General features: G+C 60.5%; 9 protein-coding genes and 3 pseudogenes. 1 reads left to right on the top strand and 11 read right to left on the bottom strand.

Going from position 1 to position 15,002, the window contains the following annotated elements:
- Positions 1-19: 19 nt before the first annotated feature.
- The 8 genes and pseudogenes from AC1DQM_RS02230 to AC1DQM_RS02195 all read right to left on the bottom strand — a co-directional run bounded on the left by AC1DQM_RS02230 (position 20) and on the right by AC1DQM_RS02195 (position 10,722).
- Positions 20-3,067 (bottom strand): autotransporter domain-containing protein, encoded by a 3,048-nt coding sequence (locus tag AC1DQM_RS02230; protein ID WP_477745790.1) that lies wholly within the window; start codon positions 3,065-3,067, stop codon positions 20-22.
- Positions 3,068-3,133: 66 nt separating this feature from the next.
- Positions 3,134-3,391: pseudogene (locus AC1DQM_RS02225) on the bottom strand (autotransporter domain-containing protein); the annotation flags it as partial.
- Positions 3,387-3,890 (bottom strand): annotated as a pseudogene (locus AC1DQM_RS02220) (S8 family serine peptidase); the annotation flags it as partial. The pseudogenes AC1DQM_RS02225 and AC1DQM_RS02220, both read right to left, overlap by 5 nt.
- Positions 3,891-4,070: 180 nt before the next feature.
- Entirely contained in the window at positions 4,071-5,435 is a 1,365-nt protein-coding gene (locus AC1DQM_RS02215; protein ID WP_477745789.1) for a TolC family outer membrane protein, read from the bottom strand.
- A 2-nt stretch (positions 5,436-5,437) separates the two neighbouring features.
- Entirely contained in the window at positions 5,438-6,787 is a 1,350-nt protein-coding gene (locus AC1DQM_RS02210; RefSeq protein ID WP_019649882.1) for an HlyD family type I secretion periplasmic adaptor subunit, read from the bottom strand.
- On the bottom strand, positions 6,784-8,571 hold the full coding sequence (locus AC1DQM_RS02205; protein ID WP_477745788.1) for a type I secretion system permease/ATPase: 1,788 nt from the start codon (positions 8,569-8,571) through the stop codon (positions 6,784-6,786). The genes AC1DQM_RS02210 and AC1DQM_RS02205 overlap by 4 nt, the downstream gene beginning before the upstream one ends.
- A 212-nt stretch (positions 8,572-8,783) precedes the next feature.
- Entirely contained in the window at positions 8,784-9,206 is a 423-nt protein-coding gene (locus tag AC1DQM_RS02200; RefSeq protein ID WP_018926003.1) for an AprI/Inh family metalloprotease inhibitor, read from the bottom strand.
- Between the two features lie 67 nt (positions 9,207-9,273).
- A complete protein-coding gene (locus AC1DQM_RS02195; protein WP_018926004.1) occupies positions 9,274-10,722 on the bottom strand; it encodes a serralysin family metalloprotease in 1,449 nt (482 codons plus the stop codon).
- 514 nt (positions 10,723-11,236) lie between these two features.
- Here AC1DQM_RS02195 and ahr point away from each other — a divergent pair.
- A complete protein-coding gene (ahr, locus tag AC1DQM_RS02190; protein WP_477745787.1) occupies positions 11,237-12,268 on the top strand; it encodes an NADPH-dependent aldehyde reductase Ahr in 1,032 nt (343 codons plus the stop codon).
- Positions 12,269-12,341: 73 nt separating this feature from the next.
- Here the strand turns inward: ahr and AC1DQM_RS02185 are convergent, their stop codons facing one another.
- The 3 genes and pseudogenes from AC1DQM_RS02185 to AC1DQM_RS02175 all read right to left on the bottom strand — a co-directional run bounded on the left by AC1DQM_RS02185 (position 12,342) and on the right by AC1DQM_RS02175 (position 14,982).
- Complete coding sequence (locus tag AC1DQM_RS02185) at positions 12,342-13,427, bottom strand: polyamine ABC transporter substrate-binding protein (RefSeq protein WP_436275333.1); 1,086 nt, start codon at positions 13,425-13,427, stop codon at positions 12,342-12,344.
- 59 nt (positions 13,428-13,486) lie between these two features.
- A pseudogene (locus AC1DQM_RS02180) lies at positions 13,487-13,573 on the bottom strand (cupin domain-containing protein); the annotation flags it as partial.
- A gap of 2 nt (positions 13,574-13,575) precedes the next feature.
- A complete protein-coding gene (locus AC1DQM_RS02175; RefSeq protein WP_477745786.1) occupies positions 13,576-14,982 on the bottom strand; it encodes an NAD(P)/FAD-dependent oxidoreductase in 1,407 nt (468 codons plus the stop codon).
- Positions 14,983-15,002 lie beyond the last annotated feature (20 nt).

The raw sequence follows: 15,002 nt of genomic DNA, 5'->3' as shown, positions 1-15,002 counted from the left end.
TGGCTTCCTTTGCGTCAAATCAGAACTGCCAGTCCAGGGTCAGGCCCACACCGTGGTCTTTTTCCCGGGAGCCGAGCAGCCCGTTGTAATCCAGGTTCAAACGGGTATCGCGGCCCAGCGCCAGTCCGGCACGGGCGCCGACCACCGCGGCATCGCGGTCCATCGACACGCTTTGCACGCTGAACGCGGTGTTGCCGTTGACGAAGGCCAGGTGGTCTTCGGAACGGGTGCTGCTCAGGTTGTGCTGCCAGCCGAGCGTGCCGGACAGTTCCAACTGATGCTGGTCGGACAGCGCAATGGCTTTGCTCGCCCGCAGACCGAGGGTCGAGAGCACCGCATCGCGGTTGTTTTCGCCGCCCTTGAGTGCGGCGGCATCACCTTTTTCGCTGAAGCTGTCGCTGTTCAAATGCACGTAGGCCAGGTTGGCGAACGGCTCCAGTGCCAGCGGTTGCAGGTCCAGGCGATAGGCTGCTTCGGTGAACAGTTGCGCGGTGGTCGCATCGCGTTTGGATTTCTGCTTGCCGCTGACGTCACCGAATTGCAGGTCGCGTTTGACGTCGATGCGATGCCAGCTGTAAGCGCCGCCGACACTCAGGCGCAGCGCGTCGATCTCATGGCCCAGGTAGGCGCCCAAGTGATAGCTGTCGACGGAAGCTGAAGAGTGCGTGCCATCGCCCATGCTCAATGAGCTGTCGCTGTAACCAGTGACGAAACCCAAGCGCGTATCTTCAGTGATCAAGCCATCGACACCGGCCAGCAACCCGCCGATGGAGCTGTTGGAACTGGCGTTGTCATGCCCGCCATCGCTCTTGCCCCAGGCGCCGAGCACTTTGAGCCAGGCATTGCTGCGGTCATCGGTCGGTGCGCCGGCGTCGAACAGATCATGCTCGCGCAAACGTTCGCCGACGGCATCGCGCAGGTAGTGGCTGTCGTTGATCAGCAGCGTGCCGATCGCCGGATGAATCTCGCCAGACAGCTGCTGGAACGCCTGTTGCGCGACAGCGGCGGTCGGCGACAGCAGCAGGGTTTCGTACAGCGGATTGCCTGCGCCCAGTTGCTCGGCGGCAGCGGCCACGGCGCGTTGGTTCGGGGTTTGGCCAACGCTGGTGAAGGACGTCGCATTACGCTCGACGGCCAGTTGAATGCCGTTGGCCGCGTAGTCGAGGGTGCCACCGATAAACAGGTAATCCGGCAGCACTGCTCCGAAGCGCCCTTCGATTCCGCCGGCCGCTTGCAGGATGTTGTACTGATTGCCGAGCAGGGTTTTCGCCTCGCCGGTGGTCAGCAGCGTCGGGCTGTTTTCCAGCGACAGGCTGACCGTTGCGCCGTCAATGATCGCCTTGCCGCCGGCGATGATCCGGTCGCTGCTGGTGGGCGACAGTTCTACGGCGTAGGTCGAACCAGGTTCGAAGGTCACGTCGCCCGCCACCTGCAAGGTGCCGATGGAATTGCCGGGGGCTACAGTACCGCCGCTTTTCGCGGTCAGTGCCGCGATGCTGCCGTTACCGCCAAGGATGCCGCTGTTGTTGACGGTGACGGCCGACAGCAGCGAACCGTTGATCGCCAATCGGCCCTGATTGACCAGGGTCGGGCCGGTGTAGGTGTTGGCGCCGGTCAGCACCAGCGTGCCGATGCCCTGCTTGGTCAGGCCGCCATGGCCGGAAATGTCGTTACGCCAATAGTCGAGCCCGCAATGCACGTCATTGCACACACGCTCGGTGGGTTTGCCAGCGTCGATGATCGCGCCGATACCCGGCAAGTCCGCGACAAACTGGCTGGAGCCGTAGGCGCCGTTGATGCGGAACTCCTCGGGAATGTCCTGCTCGGTGACGAACATCGCCGGGCCATCGATGCCTTTGCGCAGGTTGATCATGCCCCAGCCGTACAGTGCGTCGACGCCGGGTGCGCCGAGGTCGGTGGCGGTGGTGCGCAGCACGCTGGCAACTTGCGCGCCGGTCATGTACGGGAAGCGTTCCATCAACACTGCCACCGAGCCGGCAACGTGCGGCGCCGCCATCGAGGTGCCGTTGTAGTTGGCGTAGCCGGTGGTCAGGTTATCGGCATTGGTGCCACTGATGATCGAGCTATAGATGCGGCTGCCCGGTGCCGACACGCAGAAACTCGCGGTGTAGCCGCAGCGCGACGAGAAGGTGCTGATGGTGTAGAGGTCGGGGCTGTTGATGTCCGGGTTCTTCTGCAACGCGGCGACGGTCATCCAGTTCGGCGCGATCTGGGGGACGAAGTAACCGAGGCCGGCGATAGCGTCCGGGTTGTTGAGGTTGTAATCGTTGCCGGCGGCGAAGATCGTGATGATGCCGCTGCGGGCCGCCGCAATGGCGCCGTCGTAGGCACCGCCGGGTTTGGTCCCGAGCAAGGTCTGGATTTCGTTGAATTGCAGCTGCGCGTCCTGCACGGTGAAGTGCGGGTACGCCGGGTCCCGGCCGCCGAGATCGAAGCGGTCGGTGATGCCGATGCCCCAGCTGTTGTTGATGATCCGCGCGCCGCTGGCGATCAGGGCGTCCCAACCGGCCTTGTACACCGCGCCGTCGTTGCCACGGATGATGCCGTCTTCCGGGCCTGGGTCGCCGTTGTCAGCGCTGATGATTTGCGCGCCAAAGGCGACGCCGTGCATCGGTCCGCCATCGCGACTGCCCGCGGCGATCCCGCCAACGTGGGTGCCGTGGGCGCCGAGTTTGCCGTTGGAACCTACTGAAGGCGAACCGTCATAGAGAAAGGCGTCCCCGGCTTTCACCGGAATGTATGGGTCGGTGTACTCGCGGATGCCGCTGGTGACCAGGGTTATTACCTTGTTGACCCCGGAAAACTCCGGGTGCAAGGCGTAGACCGGCTGATCGAAGATCCCCAGTTTCACCCCTTTGCCGGTGTAACCAGCCGCATAGGCCTCCTGAGCGTTGATCGCCCCCAGACCCCAATCGGCGTTGAACTCCGCGCTGCGCCAACTGTTCGGGTTACCGACCCTGCCGTTTTCCACGTAGGGTGCCGCGTGTGCGGTGCCCAGGGTTGCCAGTGCACAGAGCAAGGCAAGTTTGTTGTACTTGTTATCCATCAAGCTACCGTCCTTAGTTGTGTTGCAAAGATCCTTGGGCCTTCAAAGGCGTGTCTTGTCCTGCGACTAAAACTGCCAATTGAGACTCAGCCCTACTCCATGGCTCTTCTCGCGGCTGGCCAGTTGGCCGGTGTAATCGAGGTTCAACCGAATATCCCGACTCAAGACCAGGCTGGCATGGGCGCCCACCAGCGCCGCATCACGAACCAGCGGCGAGCTCTGCACCGCGAACGGTGCGCCACCGCTGGCAAACACCAGGTGTTCTTCGGAATCGGTGTTGCTCAGGTTGTGCTGCCAACCGAGGCTGCCGCTCAGGTCCAGCTGTGAAGTAGCGCGGGTCGGGGTTGGGACCGAACAGGAAACTGTCGTTCTTGTTGGTGTTGCCGACGTAGATTTGCGCGTTGAACGCCACACCGTGCGTGCCGCTGCCATCCCGGGAAGCGCCCATGGTGCCGGTGACGTGGGTGCCGTGGGAGTCGTTGTTGGCGTTAAGCGTGCCGTCGACGTTGAACGCCGAGCCATCGACATAGCTGCCGTTGGTCGTCACCGCGTGATAACGGTCGGCGGCGAATTCGGGATGACTGGAATCGAAACCGGAATCCAGCGCGCCGATTTTCACGCCTTTGCCGGTGATGCCGGCGGCATAGGCTTGATCGGCCTGCATCCGCCCCAGGCCCCAATCGCGCTGGAACTCCGCCGAACGCCAACTGGCCGGGTCACCGAGGGTGCCGGTTTCCAGGTACTGCGCCTGGGCCGAACCCGGCGCTGATGAAATCAAGAGCAGCAGTGTGCCGACCGACATCGGCTTGATCTGTACGTCCATGTGCATGAAATCTCGCTTTCTTGGCGTTTTTAGAGTTCTAGGCCCCGGTCCCAGGGGCGACGTGTTGCGGTGATTCTGTGGCGAGGGAGCTTGCTCCCGTTCGGTTGCGCAGCACCCGCCATTGGGTCTGCTTCGCAGCCCAGCGGGAGCAAGCTCCCTCGCCACACTGTTTTCTAACGGCTACTGTGCCCTCGTGCCCTGGCCGAACGCCTCATCCACCTTGGCCAAGTCCTGTTCGTTCAAGGTGCCGGCGTAGTAATGCAACTTGGTCCAGGCCATCAGGTAGTCGTAGCGTGCCTGCGCCAGATCCCGGCGGGTGGTAAATAGTTGTTGTTCGGCATTCAATGCGTCGAGGTTGACCCGTTCGCCGCCCAGAATGCTTTGTTTGGTCGAGACCACCAGCGCTTCGGCCGAGGTCAGGGCCTTCTGATAAGCGCGCAACTTGTTGACCCCCGACAGGCAGGCGCTGAACTGGCGGCGCAGCTGGATCAAGGTTTCCCGGGTCTTGCCGTCCAGCTCGTACTCAGCCTGTTCCATGTTGCGGCTGGCCTGCCGGGTCGAGGCCGAGACGCCGCCACCGGCGTACAGCGGCATATTGACTTCAATACCGATGGTGTTGGTGTCGTAGCGCTGGTTGTAGGTGTTGCCGCTTTCCGATTCGTTCTGGCGCATCGAGGCGTAGGCGCTGACTTTCGGCAGGTGCCCGGCGCGGTTGCGTTCGACTTCATAGCGCGCCACTTCCACCGCCTGGCGCTGGGAAGCCAGGTTCGGGTTATTGGCCACCGCCATCTCGTGCCAGGTGTCGTAGTTGGCCGGTTGCAGGGTGAAGGTCTGGAAGTTCTGATCCAGTGGCGTCAGGTCGCCAATGTCGATGGCGGCTACACCCACCAGGGCGCCCAGTTCCCGCAGAGCCGCATCCTGTTCGTCCCGCGCCTCGATTTCCTCGGCGGTCGCCAGCTCGTAACGTGACTCGGCTTCGAGGATGTCGGTGCGCGTGCCTTCCCCTTGGCGGAACATCTGCTCGTTCTGCTGGAACTGCTCCTCGAAGGCTTTTTTCTTCGCGCGCGCGATGTCGATCTGGTCCTGGGCGAACAGCGCCTTGGTGTAATTCTCCAGCACGCGAACCAGCAGTTCCTGGCTCTTGCCACGGAAGTTTTCATCGGCGAACAGCGATTGCGCCACGCCTTTGCGATACGCAGCGTAAGCCTCGTAATCGAGCAACGGCTGTTGCAGGGTCAGGGTCGAGCCGTAACTGCTGTAGTTGCGATCTTCACTCTGGCTGTTACCGCGGGCATTCAGATTGGTGGCCTTGGAGGAGTTACGCCCCTTGTTGTAGTTGTAACCCAGCCTCGGCAACAGCCCGGCGCGGCCAATGGCGCGGTTTTCGAGGCCGGCATCGCGCTCCTTGATGGCACCGAGGAACACCGGATCATTGCGTAACGCTTGCTCGTAGATGTCGAACGGCCCCATGGCCATTGCGCTGTTGCACGTCAGCAACGCCAGGGTCGCTGCGAGCAGGGAAAGCTTATTCATACAACCGAACATCCTTATTCCTCAGTCAACGCGGAGCCTGCCCGGTCGAGCAGCGGTTTGAACAGATAGTTGAGGAGTGAACGCTCACCGGTGCGCACGAACATTTCTGCCGGCATGCCAGGCTTGATCACCAGGCCGTTGAGTTTTTCCATCGCCTGATCGCTGACGCTGCTGCGCAGCACGTAATACGGCGCACCGGTTTTCTCATCGACCATTTGGTCGGCGGAGATCAGGCTGACTTCGCCCGGCACTCGCGGGGTGCGGCTCTGGTTGAACGCGGTGAACAGAATGTCCACCGGCAAGTGCGTGCCGACCTTGTCGATCAAGTTGATCGGCAAGTGCCCTTCCACTTCCAGGCTGGTGCCTTGCGGGACAATCTCCAGCAGGTTTTCGCCCTGGCGTACTACCGCGCCTTCGGTATGAACCCCAAGGTTGACCGCAATGCCATCGGCGGTGGCGACGATTTCGCTGTGTTGCAGGTCGAAGCCGGCGGAAGTCAGCTGCTCTTCCAGGGTCACGCTTTTGAGCTGCGCGTCGGCCAGTTGGCTGCGGACTTCCTTCTGGTATTCCTCACTGTGCTGTTGCAGCTTCAGTCGGGACTCGAGGATGCCCTGCTCCACCCGGCCGCTTTCGCCGGTGTTCTCTGCCAGTTGTTGCTGCACTTGCGACAGCTGACGCTGGTACTCCATCAAGCGGTTGCGCGGGATGTAGCCGTTGTCTGCCAAGGGCTGCAGATTGCTCAACTGTTGTTGCAGGGAACTGGCCTGGGCTGTCAGGTCCGTGCGCGCGCGGCGCATGCCGGCCAGTTGCGCGCTGGCGCCTTCGATGTTCGCGCGCAAAGCGGCTTGCTCACGGGAAAACGCTTCGCGGCGGCTGCTGAACAATTGCCGTTGGCCTTCAAGCACCAGCGCCAGGCGCGGATCGGGATCGTTGCTCAGTTCAGCGGGGAAATTCACCTGCTTGAGGTTGTCCCGTTCACTCTGCCAGCGCGCCAGGCTGGCCCACGCCATGCGGTATTGCGCTTGCAGCGATTGCACGTCGGCCGCGACCTGAGTCTGGTCGAGGCGGAACAGCGGCTGGCCTTGTTTCACCACTTGGCCTTCACGCACCAGAATCTGGCTGATCACGCCATTGCTCATCGATTGCACGGCCTTGCGCTTGCCCGAGACCACCACGGTGCCCTGCACCGGGATGCCTTGATCGAGTGGCGCGAGGCTCGCCCAAGTGAAAAAACTGCCGGCGCCGACAATCGCCAGAATCCAACCCATGCGGGCGAAGAAACGGGCATCGCGCTCAGGGCGTTCGGCAATGTAATCGTGTTCCATCGTCGCTTCGCTGTCGTTGTTCATGCGTGTGCTGCTCATACACCCGAATTCCTGGTCGTGGGCTGATACTGCCGGCTCATGCTGAGCCCGCCCGGTGCCTGCGCGGCTTTTTCACGTGCCTGTTCCTGGGAAGCCGACGGGTTGCCGGCAAGCGCCTTGAGCACGTCCTGGCTTGGGCCGAAGGCTTGCAAGCGACCTTCATTGAGCACCAGCAACTTGTCGGCCTGGGCCAGGGCCGAAGAACGATGGGTGACCAGAATCACGCTGGTGCCCCGGGCCTTCATGTGTGCGATGGCGCCGGCCAGTGCCGCTTCGCCGACGGTATCGAGGTTGGAGTTCGGTTCATCCAGTACCACCAGGCTCGGATGGCCGTACAACGCACGAGCCAGGGCCACCCGTTGCTTCTGGCCACCGGACAAACCGCTGCCGTCTTCGCCGAGCACGGTGTCGTAGCCCTGGGGCATGCGCAGAATCAATTCATGGACGCCAGCCTGTTGCGCGGCTTCGACGACTTTTTGCGGGTCTGCCTCACGGAATCGGGCGATGTTTTCGGCGATGCTGCCGCTGAACAATTCGATGTCCTGAGGCAGATAGCCGATGTAAGGGCCGAGGTCGTCGCGGTTCCAGCGATGAATGTCCGCGCCATCGAGGCGCACCGTGCCGCCCAGCGTCGGCCAGACGCCGACCAGCACCCGTGCCAGGGTCGACTTACCGGAGCCGGAAGCCCCGAGCACGCCCAGCACTTCGCCGGCGCCGAGGTTGAAATTGACCATGTGCAAGGTCGCTGCCCGCTGCCCCGGCGGGCCGGCGCTGACTTGCTCGAACGTGATCTGGCCTTTCGGCGCCGGCAGCGCCATGGCCTCGTCACTCGCAGGAAAGGCTTGCAGCAAGGCGTCGAGGCGGCGGTACGCGAGTTTGGCGCCGCTCCACTGTTTCCACACGGCAATCAACTGATCGATGGGGCTCAGCACCCGGCCCATCAAAATGGAGCCGGCGATCATCATCCCGGCGGTCATGTCGCCCTTGATCACCAGCAAGGCGCCCAACCCCAAGACCAGGGATTGCAGGCACAGGCGCAGGGTTTTGCTCAAGGAACTGATGACCGCGCCGGTATCGCTGGCCTGATTCTGCAGGCCGAGAAAACGCGAGTGCACCCCGAACCAGCGCTTGCGCAATGCACCAAGCATGCCCATGGCTTGAATGGTTTCGGCGTTATGCAGATGACTGGTGGCCAGTTGGCTGGATTTCTGGGAAAACCCTGCCGCTTCGCCCAAAGGCTTTTTGGTCATGGCCTCGTTGAGGCAGGCCAGCCCGATCAGCAGCACCGCCCCTGCGGTGGCCAATACGCCGAGCCAGACGTTAAACAGGAAAATCACAAACAGATAGACCGGAAACCATGGCGCATCGAAGAAGGCAAACAGCGCCGGACCGGTGACAAACTGGCGAATATGGGTCAAGTCGCCCAGGGATTGCCCGGCGTTGCCCTCACCCTTGAACAGGTTGCGTTCGAAAGCAGCCTGATACACCCGCAGGTTGAAACGGCGCTCCAGTTGGCTGCCGATACGGATGACGATGAAACTGCGCACGGTCTCCAGCAACCCGATGAAGGCGAAGAACCCGACCACCATCAGCGACAACATCGCCAGTGTGGTTTCGTTTTGCGACGACAGCACCCGGTCATAAACCTGGAGCATATAAATCGACGGGACCAACATCAGAACGTTGATCAATGCGGTAAAGCAGCCGACGCTGATCAAGATGCTCTTATAGTCGCCCAGTGCCTTGAATAACGGTGCGGTGGCCGGGCTCTTCGCCATCTTCATTGGTTTTTCCTGAGGTATTAAGCCTCGCCTCACTTGGCAAGGTTCCAATTAACTGTCCGCACACGGGTCGAGACATTCTTTTGCCGGTTATTGCTGACAGATTAATAACAACTCTTTGTGGACTTTAAAGAGTCTTGGTTATTGATCTGCTGCTTATAACTGCAACAACGGTCTTTATATTCAGTACCTGTCGTCGGTCCGACGCCTTTCGCTTATTGCGCTGCGCGCGTGAGCGTAATAATCAGCCCCGACTTCAAGGTGCTTTTATAAAGCCCCTCATGCTGTCGGCTGAAAAACACAATTCTTGAGCCTTCTTCCCCGGTCACGGCAATGCCGTCCGGCTCCGGGAACCAGCCCATTGCCGATTTGTTCAGCCAGGCACTGAAGCAATCGGCCCCCTCACCCAGGGTCTGGTCCGATTTAAGCTCTATCGTGCAGACATTCGACGGTTTGTCCTGCAGCGCCTGGGACTCGGGCGAGTCTTGCGCGGTATTCAAAATGGCTTGCCATTTGCCGGCGAGCTCCGACGGATCGGCTAATTTCAGACTGCTTGCCATGGCTACTTCTCCAAGAAACATCATTAGCGTCGCTAACAGCCACGCGGTTGTTTTGCAGGTAAAAGCGTTCTGGGTCATAGGGCGTTTTACTCTGGATCGGGGCAGAGAACGACGCGTAAAGCGCCGCCCTCCTTTATGCCTTGAATCAGGCCACGATGTCCGAGAACGCCGCCTGGCCAACGGTGCTGACCAGGAAATCAGCCACGCCGTGCCCGGAGAAGTCCACCGACAACAGGCTGTTGCCGCCCGAAGTGGTCAACACTGCATCGCCTGCCGCACCGGTGAACGAGTTCACGAAATGCAGGCCCGCGCCTTTGGTGATGCCGGTCAGGTCGATCTTGTCCAGGCCGCTGACGAAATCTAGGATCTGGTCGACCGCGCCTGGCTTGGAATCGCTGCTGGCCGCGAACACGAAGGTGTCCGAACCCGAGCCGCCCCACAGTTTGTCTGCACCGCCCGCGCCGAAGAGGATGTCGTTGCCGGCACCGCCCTTCAGTTCGTTGGACACACTGTTACCGATCAACAGGTCGCTACCCGAGCCGCCAATCGCGTTCTCGATCGTGACGCCTTTGGCGATGGACACGTTGCCCACCAGGCCGCCAACGTCGGAGAACGAGGCTTCATTGAGGTTGATCTTCTGGTTCTGGGTAAAGCCGGAGAAATCCAGGGTGTCCTTGCCGCCCGCATCCCACACCGAAAACACGACTTTGTCCGACGAGGAAGATGCGCTCAAGAAGTCGCGACCGGCGTTGGAGTTGAAGCCGTAGGTGGTGTCACCGGTACGGGTGGTGGTGTTGGCACCGTAGAGCTTCTGGATGGCCGCGATATCGTCCATCAGCGGGCCGGAAGAATACGCTTCCACACCGCCCTTGCTGAAGTTCTGATCGGTATTGCTTTCACTCCAGTAACTCATGACGCTATAACCGCGGGTGTCTTGCCCGTAAGTCGCGTCATTGTAGGTCGGCGCACCTTCACCGGCGTTGTAATCGCCAGGGTGGGCCAGCCCCAGGGTATGACCGATTTCGTGGGTCAGGGTCTGACGGCCGTAGTTGTTCAGGTCCGGCGTCTTGTTCGGCGTATAGCTGCTGTTGGTCAGGTACCACGAAGTACCGTCATAACCGGCGCCCGTGCCAGGCAGATAAGCGAATGCCGCTGCGCCATCCTGACCACCGCTGTAGTTGCCGAAGGTCATGTGACCGTCACCACCGGAGGACTTCTCGGTGAAGGTGACGTTGGCCACGTCGGCCCAGGATTGCATGGCGAGCACGGCCTGGGCTTTCTGTTGCGTATTGAACTGGCTGAACCCGGTAATGCCGTGCTTGTTCATGGTGCTCGACGAGGCCGAGGTCAGGAACGTGTAGGTAAGTTCGATTTTGCCACTGCCGTCCTTGTCCTGGTAGGCAGCGCCGTCACGCAGCAGCTGGGTAGCGGCCTGGTCGACGGAGAAGGAGGGTTTGCCATTGACCGTGAGATTGCCACCCCGATCATACTGATGGCTGAAACTATCGATCTGGTTGTAGGCAGAACTGGCGGCAGCCAATGGTGCAAAGGCCTGTTCGGCAAGATCAATAGCGTTGTCTTTTACTTTCGACATAAACACACTTCCTTGTTTAGCAATGGAACAGTTTTTGTCCGATACGACAATCTCTGGCGAGATCGTCCTATCACTCGCCCAATGAAGGCGTATGAAAACTGACACAATTCGAAATCAAACGTCTACATTTTTTTTGACGTCAAATTGAACTGTTTCGTAGAACTCCAGCAAACATTGCTTGTGCTGTCGAAAGATTGTTCTTAGTACAGGGTTTCAGCCGGATTGTCCGACAATTTCATATTTAAATATTAAATATTGGTAAGTTGTTTTTTTGTTGATTGGCTCTCTTTTTTTGGACTTCTTAGTATCAGTGCCAGTGTATTGATATCAATCAAATTAAACGTCCAGTTAGTTGCCGCAGTGGACAACGACAGGGCTCCGACGACCCGTTAATCCCGGCGCCGCCCTCAGACCATGCTCGTGATTGCGGCCTGCTAGACTGATTACGCTCTGGCTTGCCAGGCCACCGCATCCGAACGGCCAAAGTCCCTGTCTCCTGATCTGGAGGTATCCCATGAGCAACAGTACCGAACTCACAACTTTTACCGGCTGGGCCGCAACATCGGCAGGCGCGCCGCTGGAGCGCTATAGCTACGACCCCGGTCCATTGGGCGCCGAGGAGGTGGAAGTCGCCGTGGAGTATTGCGGCGTCTGTCACTCCGACCAGTCGATGATCGATAACGAATGGGGCCTGAGCCACTACCCGTTTATCCCTGGCCACGAAGTAGTCGGCAGTATCGTGCGAGTGGGCGCACAGGTACGCGGTCTCGAAGTGGGGCAACGGGTGGGCATTGGTTGGTACAAGGGCAGTTGCATGCATTGCTCCTCGTGCATCGGAGGCTCCCACAATCTGTGCAGCACAGTCCAACCCACCATCGTTGGCAGCAATGGAGGCTTCGCCGATCGCCTGCGTTCGCACTGGGCCTGGGCGCTTGCGATACCGGACGGACTTGACCCGGCCATGGCCGGACCGCTGTTCTGCGCAGGCTCGACGGTGTTCAACCCGCTCGTGGAATTCGACGTCAAGCCCACTGACCGGGTCGGTGTCGTGGGAATCGGCGGCCTCGGTCATCTGGCACTGCGCTTTCTCAACGCCTGGGGCTGCGAGGTCACGGCCTTTACCTCGTCGTTGAGCAAGCAGGACGAAGCCAGGCGCCTGGGCGCGCACAACGTGCTCGCCTCTACCGACAGTAACGCGCTGAAATCCATTGCCGGCACCCTGGATTTTCTCCTGGTCACCGCCAACGCCGACCTCGACTGGCCGTCCATGCTCGGCACGCTGCGCGGCAAGGGTCGCCTGCACTTTGTCGGCGTCGTGCCTGGCGCTATTCCAGTGCACGTATTCAACCTCCTGCCCCAACAAAAGAGTGTGTCCGCCTCGCCGGTTGGCTCGCCCAGTAACACAGCAACCATGCTTGAGTTCTGCGCCCGGCATCAGATCTTGCCGCAGGTCGAACACTTTCCCATGAGCCGGATCAACGACGCCATTGATCACCTACGCAGTGGCAAGGCGCGTTACCGCGTCGTGCTGGACGCCAGCAAATGACAGACTGGCGCGTCGGGTAATACCGCACGCGCCTTTTGCCATCGCTACTCGAGAGGTGTTGCAGGCAGACCGATCAGCTACCGGTCCTGATCTTGTTCCACACCCGCGTCCGCACCCTGTCGATGTTCAACGGCATCGCCTCAAGGGCAAACAATTTGCCCATCATTTCCGGGCTCGGATACACCTTGGTGTCGTTCTTGATCGCCGGATCGATCAGGTGGTCGGCCTGTTCGTTGCCGTTGGCGTAGTGCACGTAGTTGCTGATGCCGGCCATGACGTCGGGACGCAGCAGGTAGTTCATGAACGCGTAACCGGCTTTCTCGTCCGGGGCGTCGGCGGGCATGGCGACCATGTCGAACCAGATGGCCGCGCCTTCCTTGGGAATCGAATAGCCGATGTCCACACCATTCCCGGCTTCCTTGGCGCGGTTTTCCGCCTGGAGAATGTCGCCAGAGAAGCCGACGGCCACGCAGATATCGCCGTTGGCCAGGTCGCTGGTGTATTTGGACGAGTGGAAATAGCTGACATAGGGCCGGACTTTCATCAGCAGCGCTTCGGCCTTTTTATAGTCTTCGGTTTTTTTGCTGTGATGCGGCAGCCCCAGGTAATTCAACGCCGCCGGCAACAGTTCGGGCCCGTTGTCGAGGATCGCCACGCCGCACTTTTGCAGTTTTGCCATGTTCTCGGGTTTGAAGATCAGGTCCCAGGAATCCACCGGCGCGTTGTCGCCCAGCACAGCCTTGACCTTGGCCACGTTGTAGCCGATGCCGGTGCTGCCCCATAAATACGGGAAGCCATGCTCGTTGCCCGGGTCGTTGGCTTGTAACGTTTTGAGCAACACCGGGTTGAGGTTTTTCCAGTTCGGCAGCTGGCTCTTGTCGAGTTTCTTCAGGGCCCCGCCCTCAATCTGTCGGGCCATGAAGTGGTTGGATGGGAATACCACGTCATACCCAGATGCGCCGGTCATCAATTTGCCATCAAGGGTTTCGTTGCTGTCGAAGACGTCGTAACTGAAGGCGATACCGGTTTCTTTCTGGAAGTTTTTTGTGGTGTCCGGGGCGATGTAGTCCGACCAGTTGTAGATTTTCACGGTCTCGGCGGCCTGACTGAGGGTCGCGACGAGCGCAAGTGGAGCAAGCGTCAGTGTCTTTCGGATCATGGGTCGATTCCTGTATGGGTTGTTTTCTTTTTATTGGAGAACTGGCAGGCAATCAGAGATCAAAAAATCAAAACGTAGGTCTTGCGCACGGTTTCCTGGATGTCCCAGATGCCGAGGCTGTTGGCTGGCAACATCAGTGCATCGCCGTTCAGCGCATGAAACCTTCCATGAACCCCGCGACCCGGCCGGCCAGTTTGCGACGCCAGGGCGCGGTGGACGGATTGGCCAGGGTCTGGTCTTCGTGAACGAAGCTGCGGATGATTGCGTTGTAGCCCAGCCAGCGGCAGGGCTCCGGCTCCCAGGCCTTGAGCGCGTCGAGACCGCCCTCCGTAATCACCCACGGCTGGCGCACCAACTCGGTATCGCGCCGAAGAATCAGATCGGCCAGCGTCCGCCCGCCGAGGTTGCTGGCACCCACGCCTTCCCCGCCATAACCGCCCGACAAGGCGATGCCGCTGGCCTGATCGCAGAGCATGTGCGGCTTGAAGCGCCGGGACATCCCCAGGTTTCCGCCCCAGGCGTGGGTGATTCGCACGTTCTTGAGCTGCGGGAAGAGTTCACCGAACAGGTAGCGTCGCAACTGCACTTCGCTGGCGCTCAGCTCGAAGTCATGGCGCAACTTGCCGGCAAACTGATAGCCGCCACGGGCGCCAAACACCAGACGGTTGTCGGCCGTGCGCTGGCCGTAGGTGACCTGGCGGCTGCTTTCGCTGAACGCCTGACCATGGCTGAGGCCGATGTCGTCCCAGGTCGCGGCGGACAGCGGTTCGGTCGCCACCAGTAAACTCTGCACGGGCAATTGATAACGACCCAGCGGCGGCAACGTGACCGCGTAACCTTCTACCGCCGGCACGATCCAGCGGTTGCGAACCTGCGCGCGGGCGGTACGCAAACTGCCCGACTGCCACTGGGTGACCGGGCTGTTTTCATAAATTTTGACCCCCATGCACTCCACCGTCCGTGCCAGACCTCGCACCAACTTTGCCGGGTGAATGGTCGCCACGTGCGGTGCATAGATACCGCCATAAGGTTTGGCAATTCTGATCTGTTGCGCCAATTGCTCGGTGTTGAGCCAGCGGTAGTCGGCCTCGGTCAGCCCTTGGCGGTAGAGCGCGTCCAGATAATCGCGCAGGCTGGCTTCCTGCTCCGGGTAACGCGCCGCACAGTAAAGCGCCCCGCCCTTGCGGTAATCGCAGTCAATGCCTTCTCGTTCGAGGACGATCTCTACTTCATCAGGGATGCTGTGCAACAGATCGAAAGAGGCGCGACGTTGTTCCGCCGGTAGTCCGGCGAGCAAGCGGTCTTCACCCAGCAGATTGCCCATCAACCAGCCGCCGTTACGGCCCGACGCACCAAACCCCGCGGTTTGGGCTTCGACGATGGCGATGTTCAGTCCCGGCGCCAGGCGTTTGAGGTAGTACGCCGTCCAGAGCCCGGTGTACCCGGCGCCAATGATGGCCACGTCGACGTCCAGGTCCTGTTCCAGCGCCGGGCGCGCCAGCATCGGCTCGTCGAGTTGATCCATCCACAAACTGATCGTTCGCCACGCTGCCATGCAAGACTCCGCCACTCAAT

This window comes from Pseudomonas sp. 01L34 (assembly GCF_056400265.1).
Note: the sequence above shows the minus strand (reverse complement) of the source record. Positions and strands in the feature narration are given on the sequence as shown.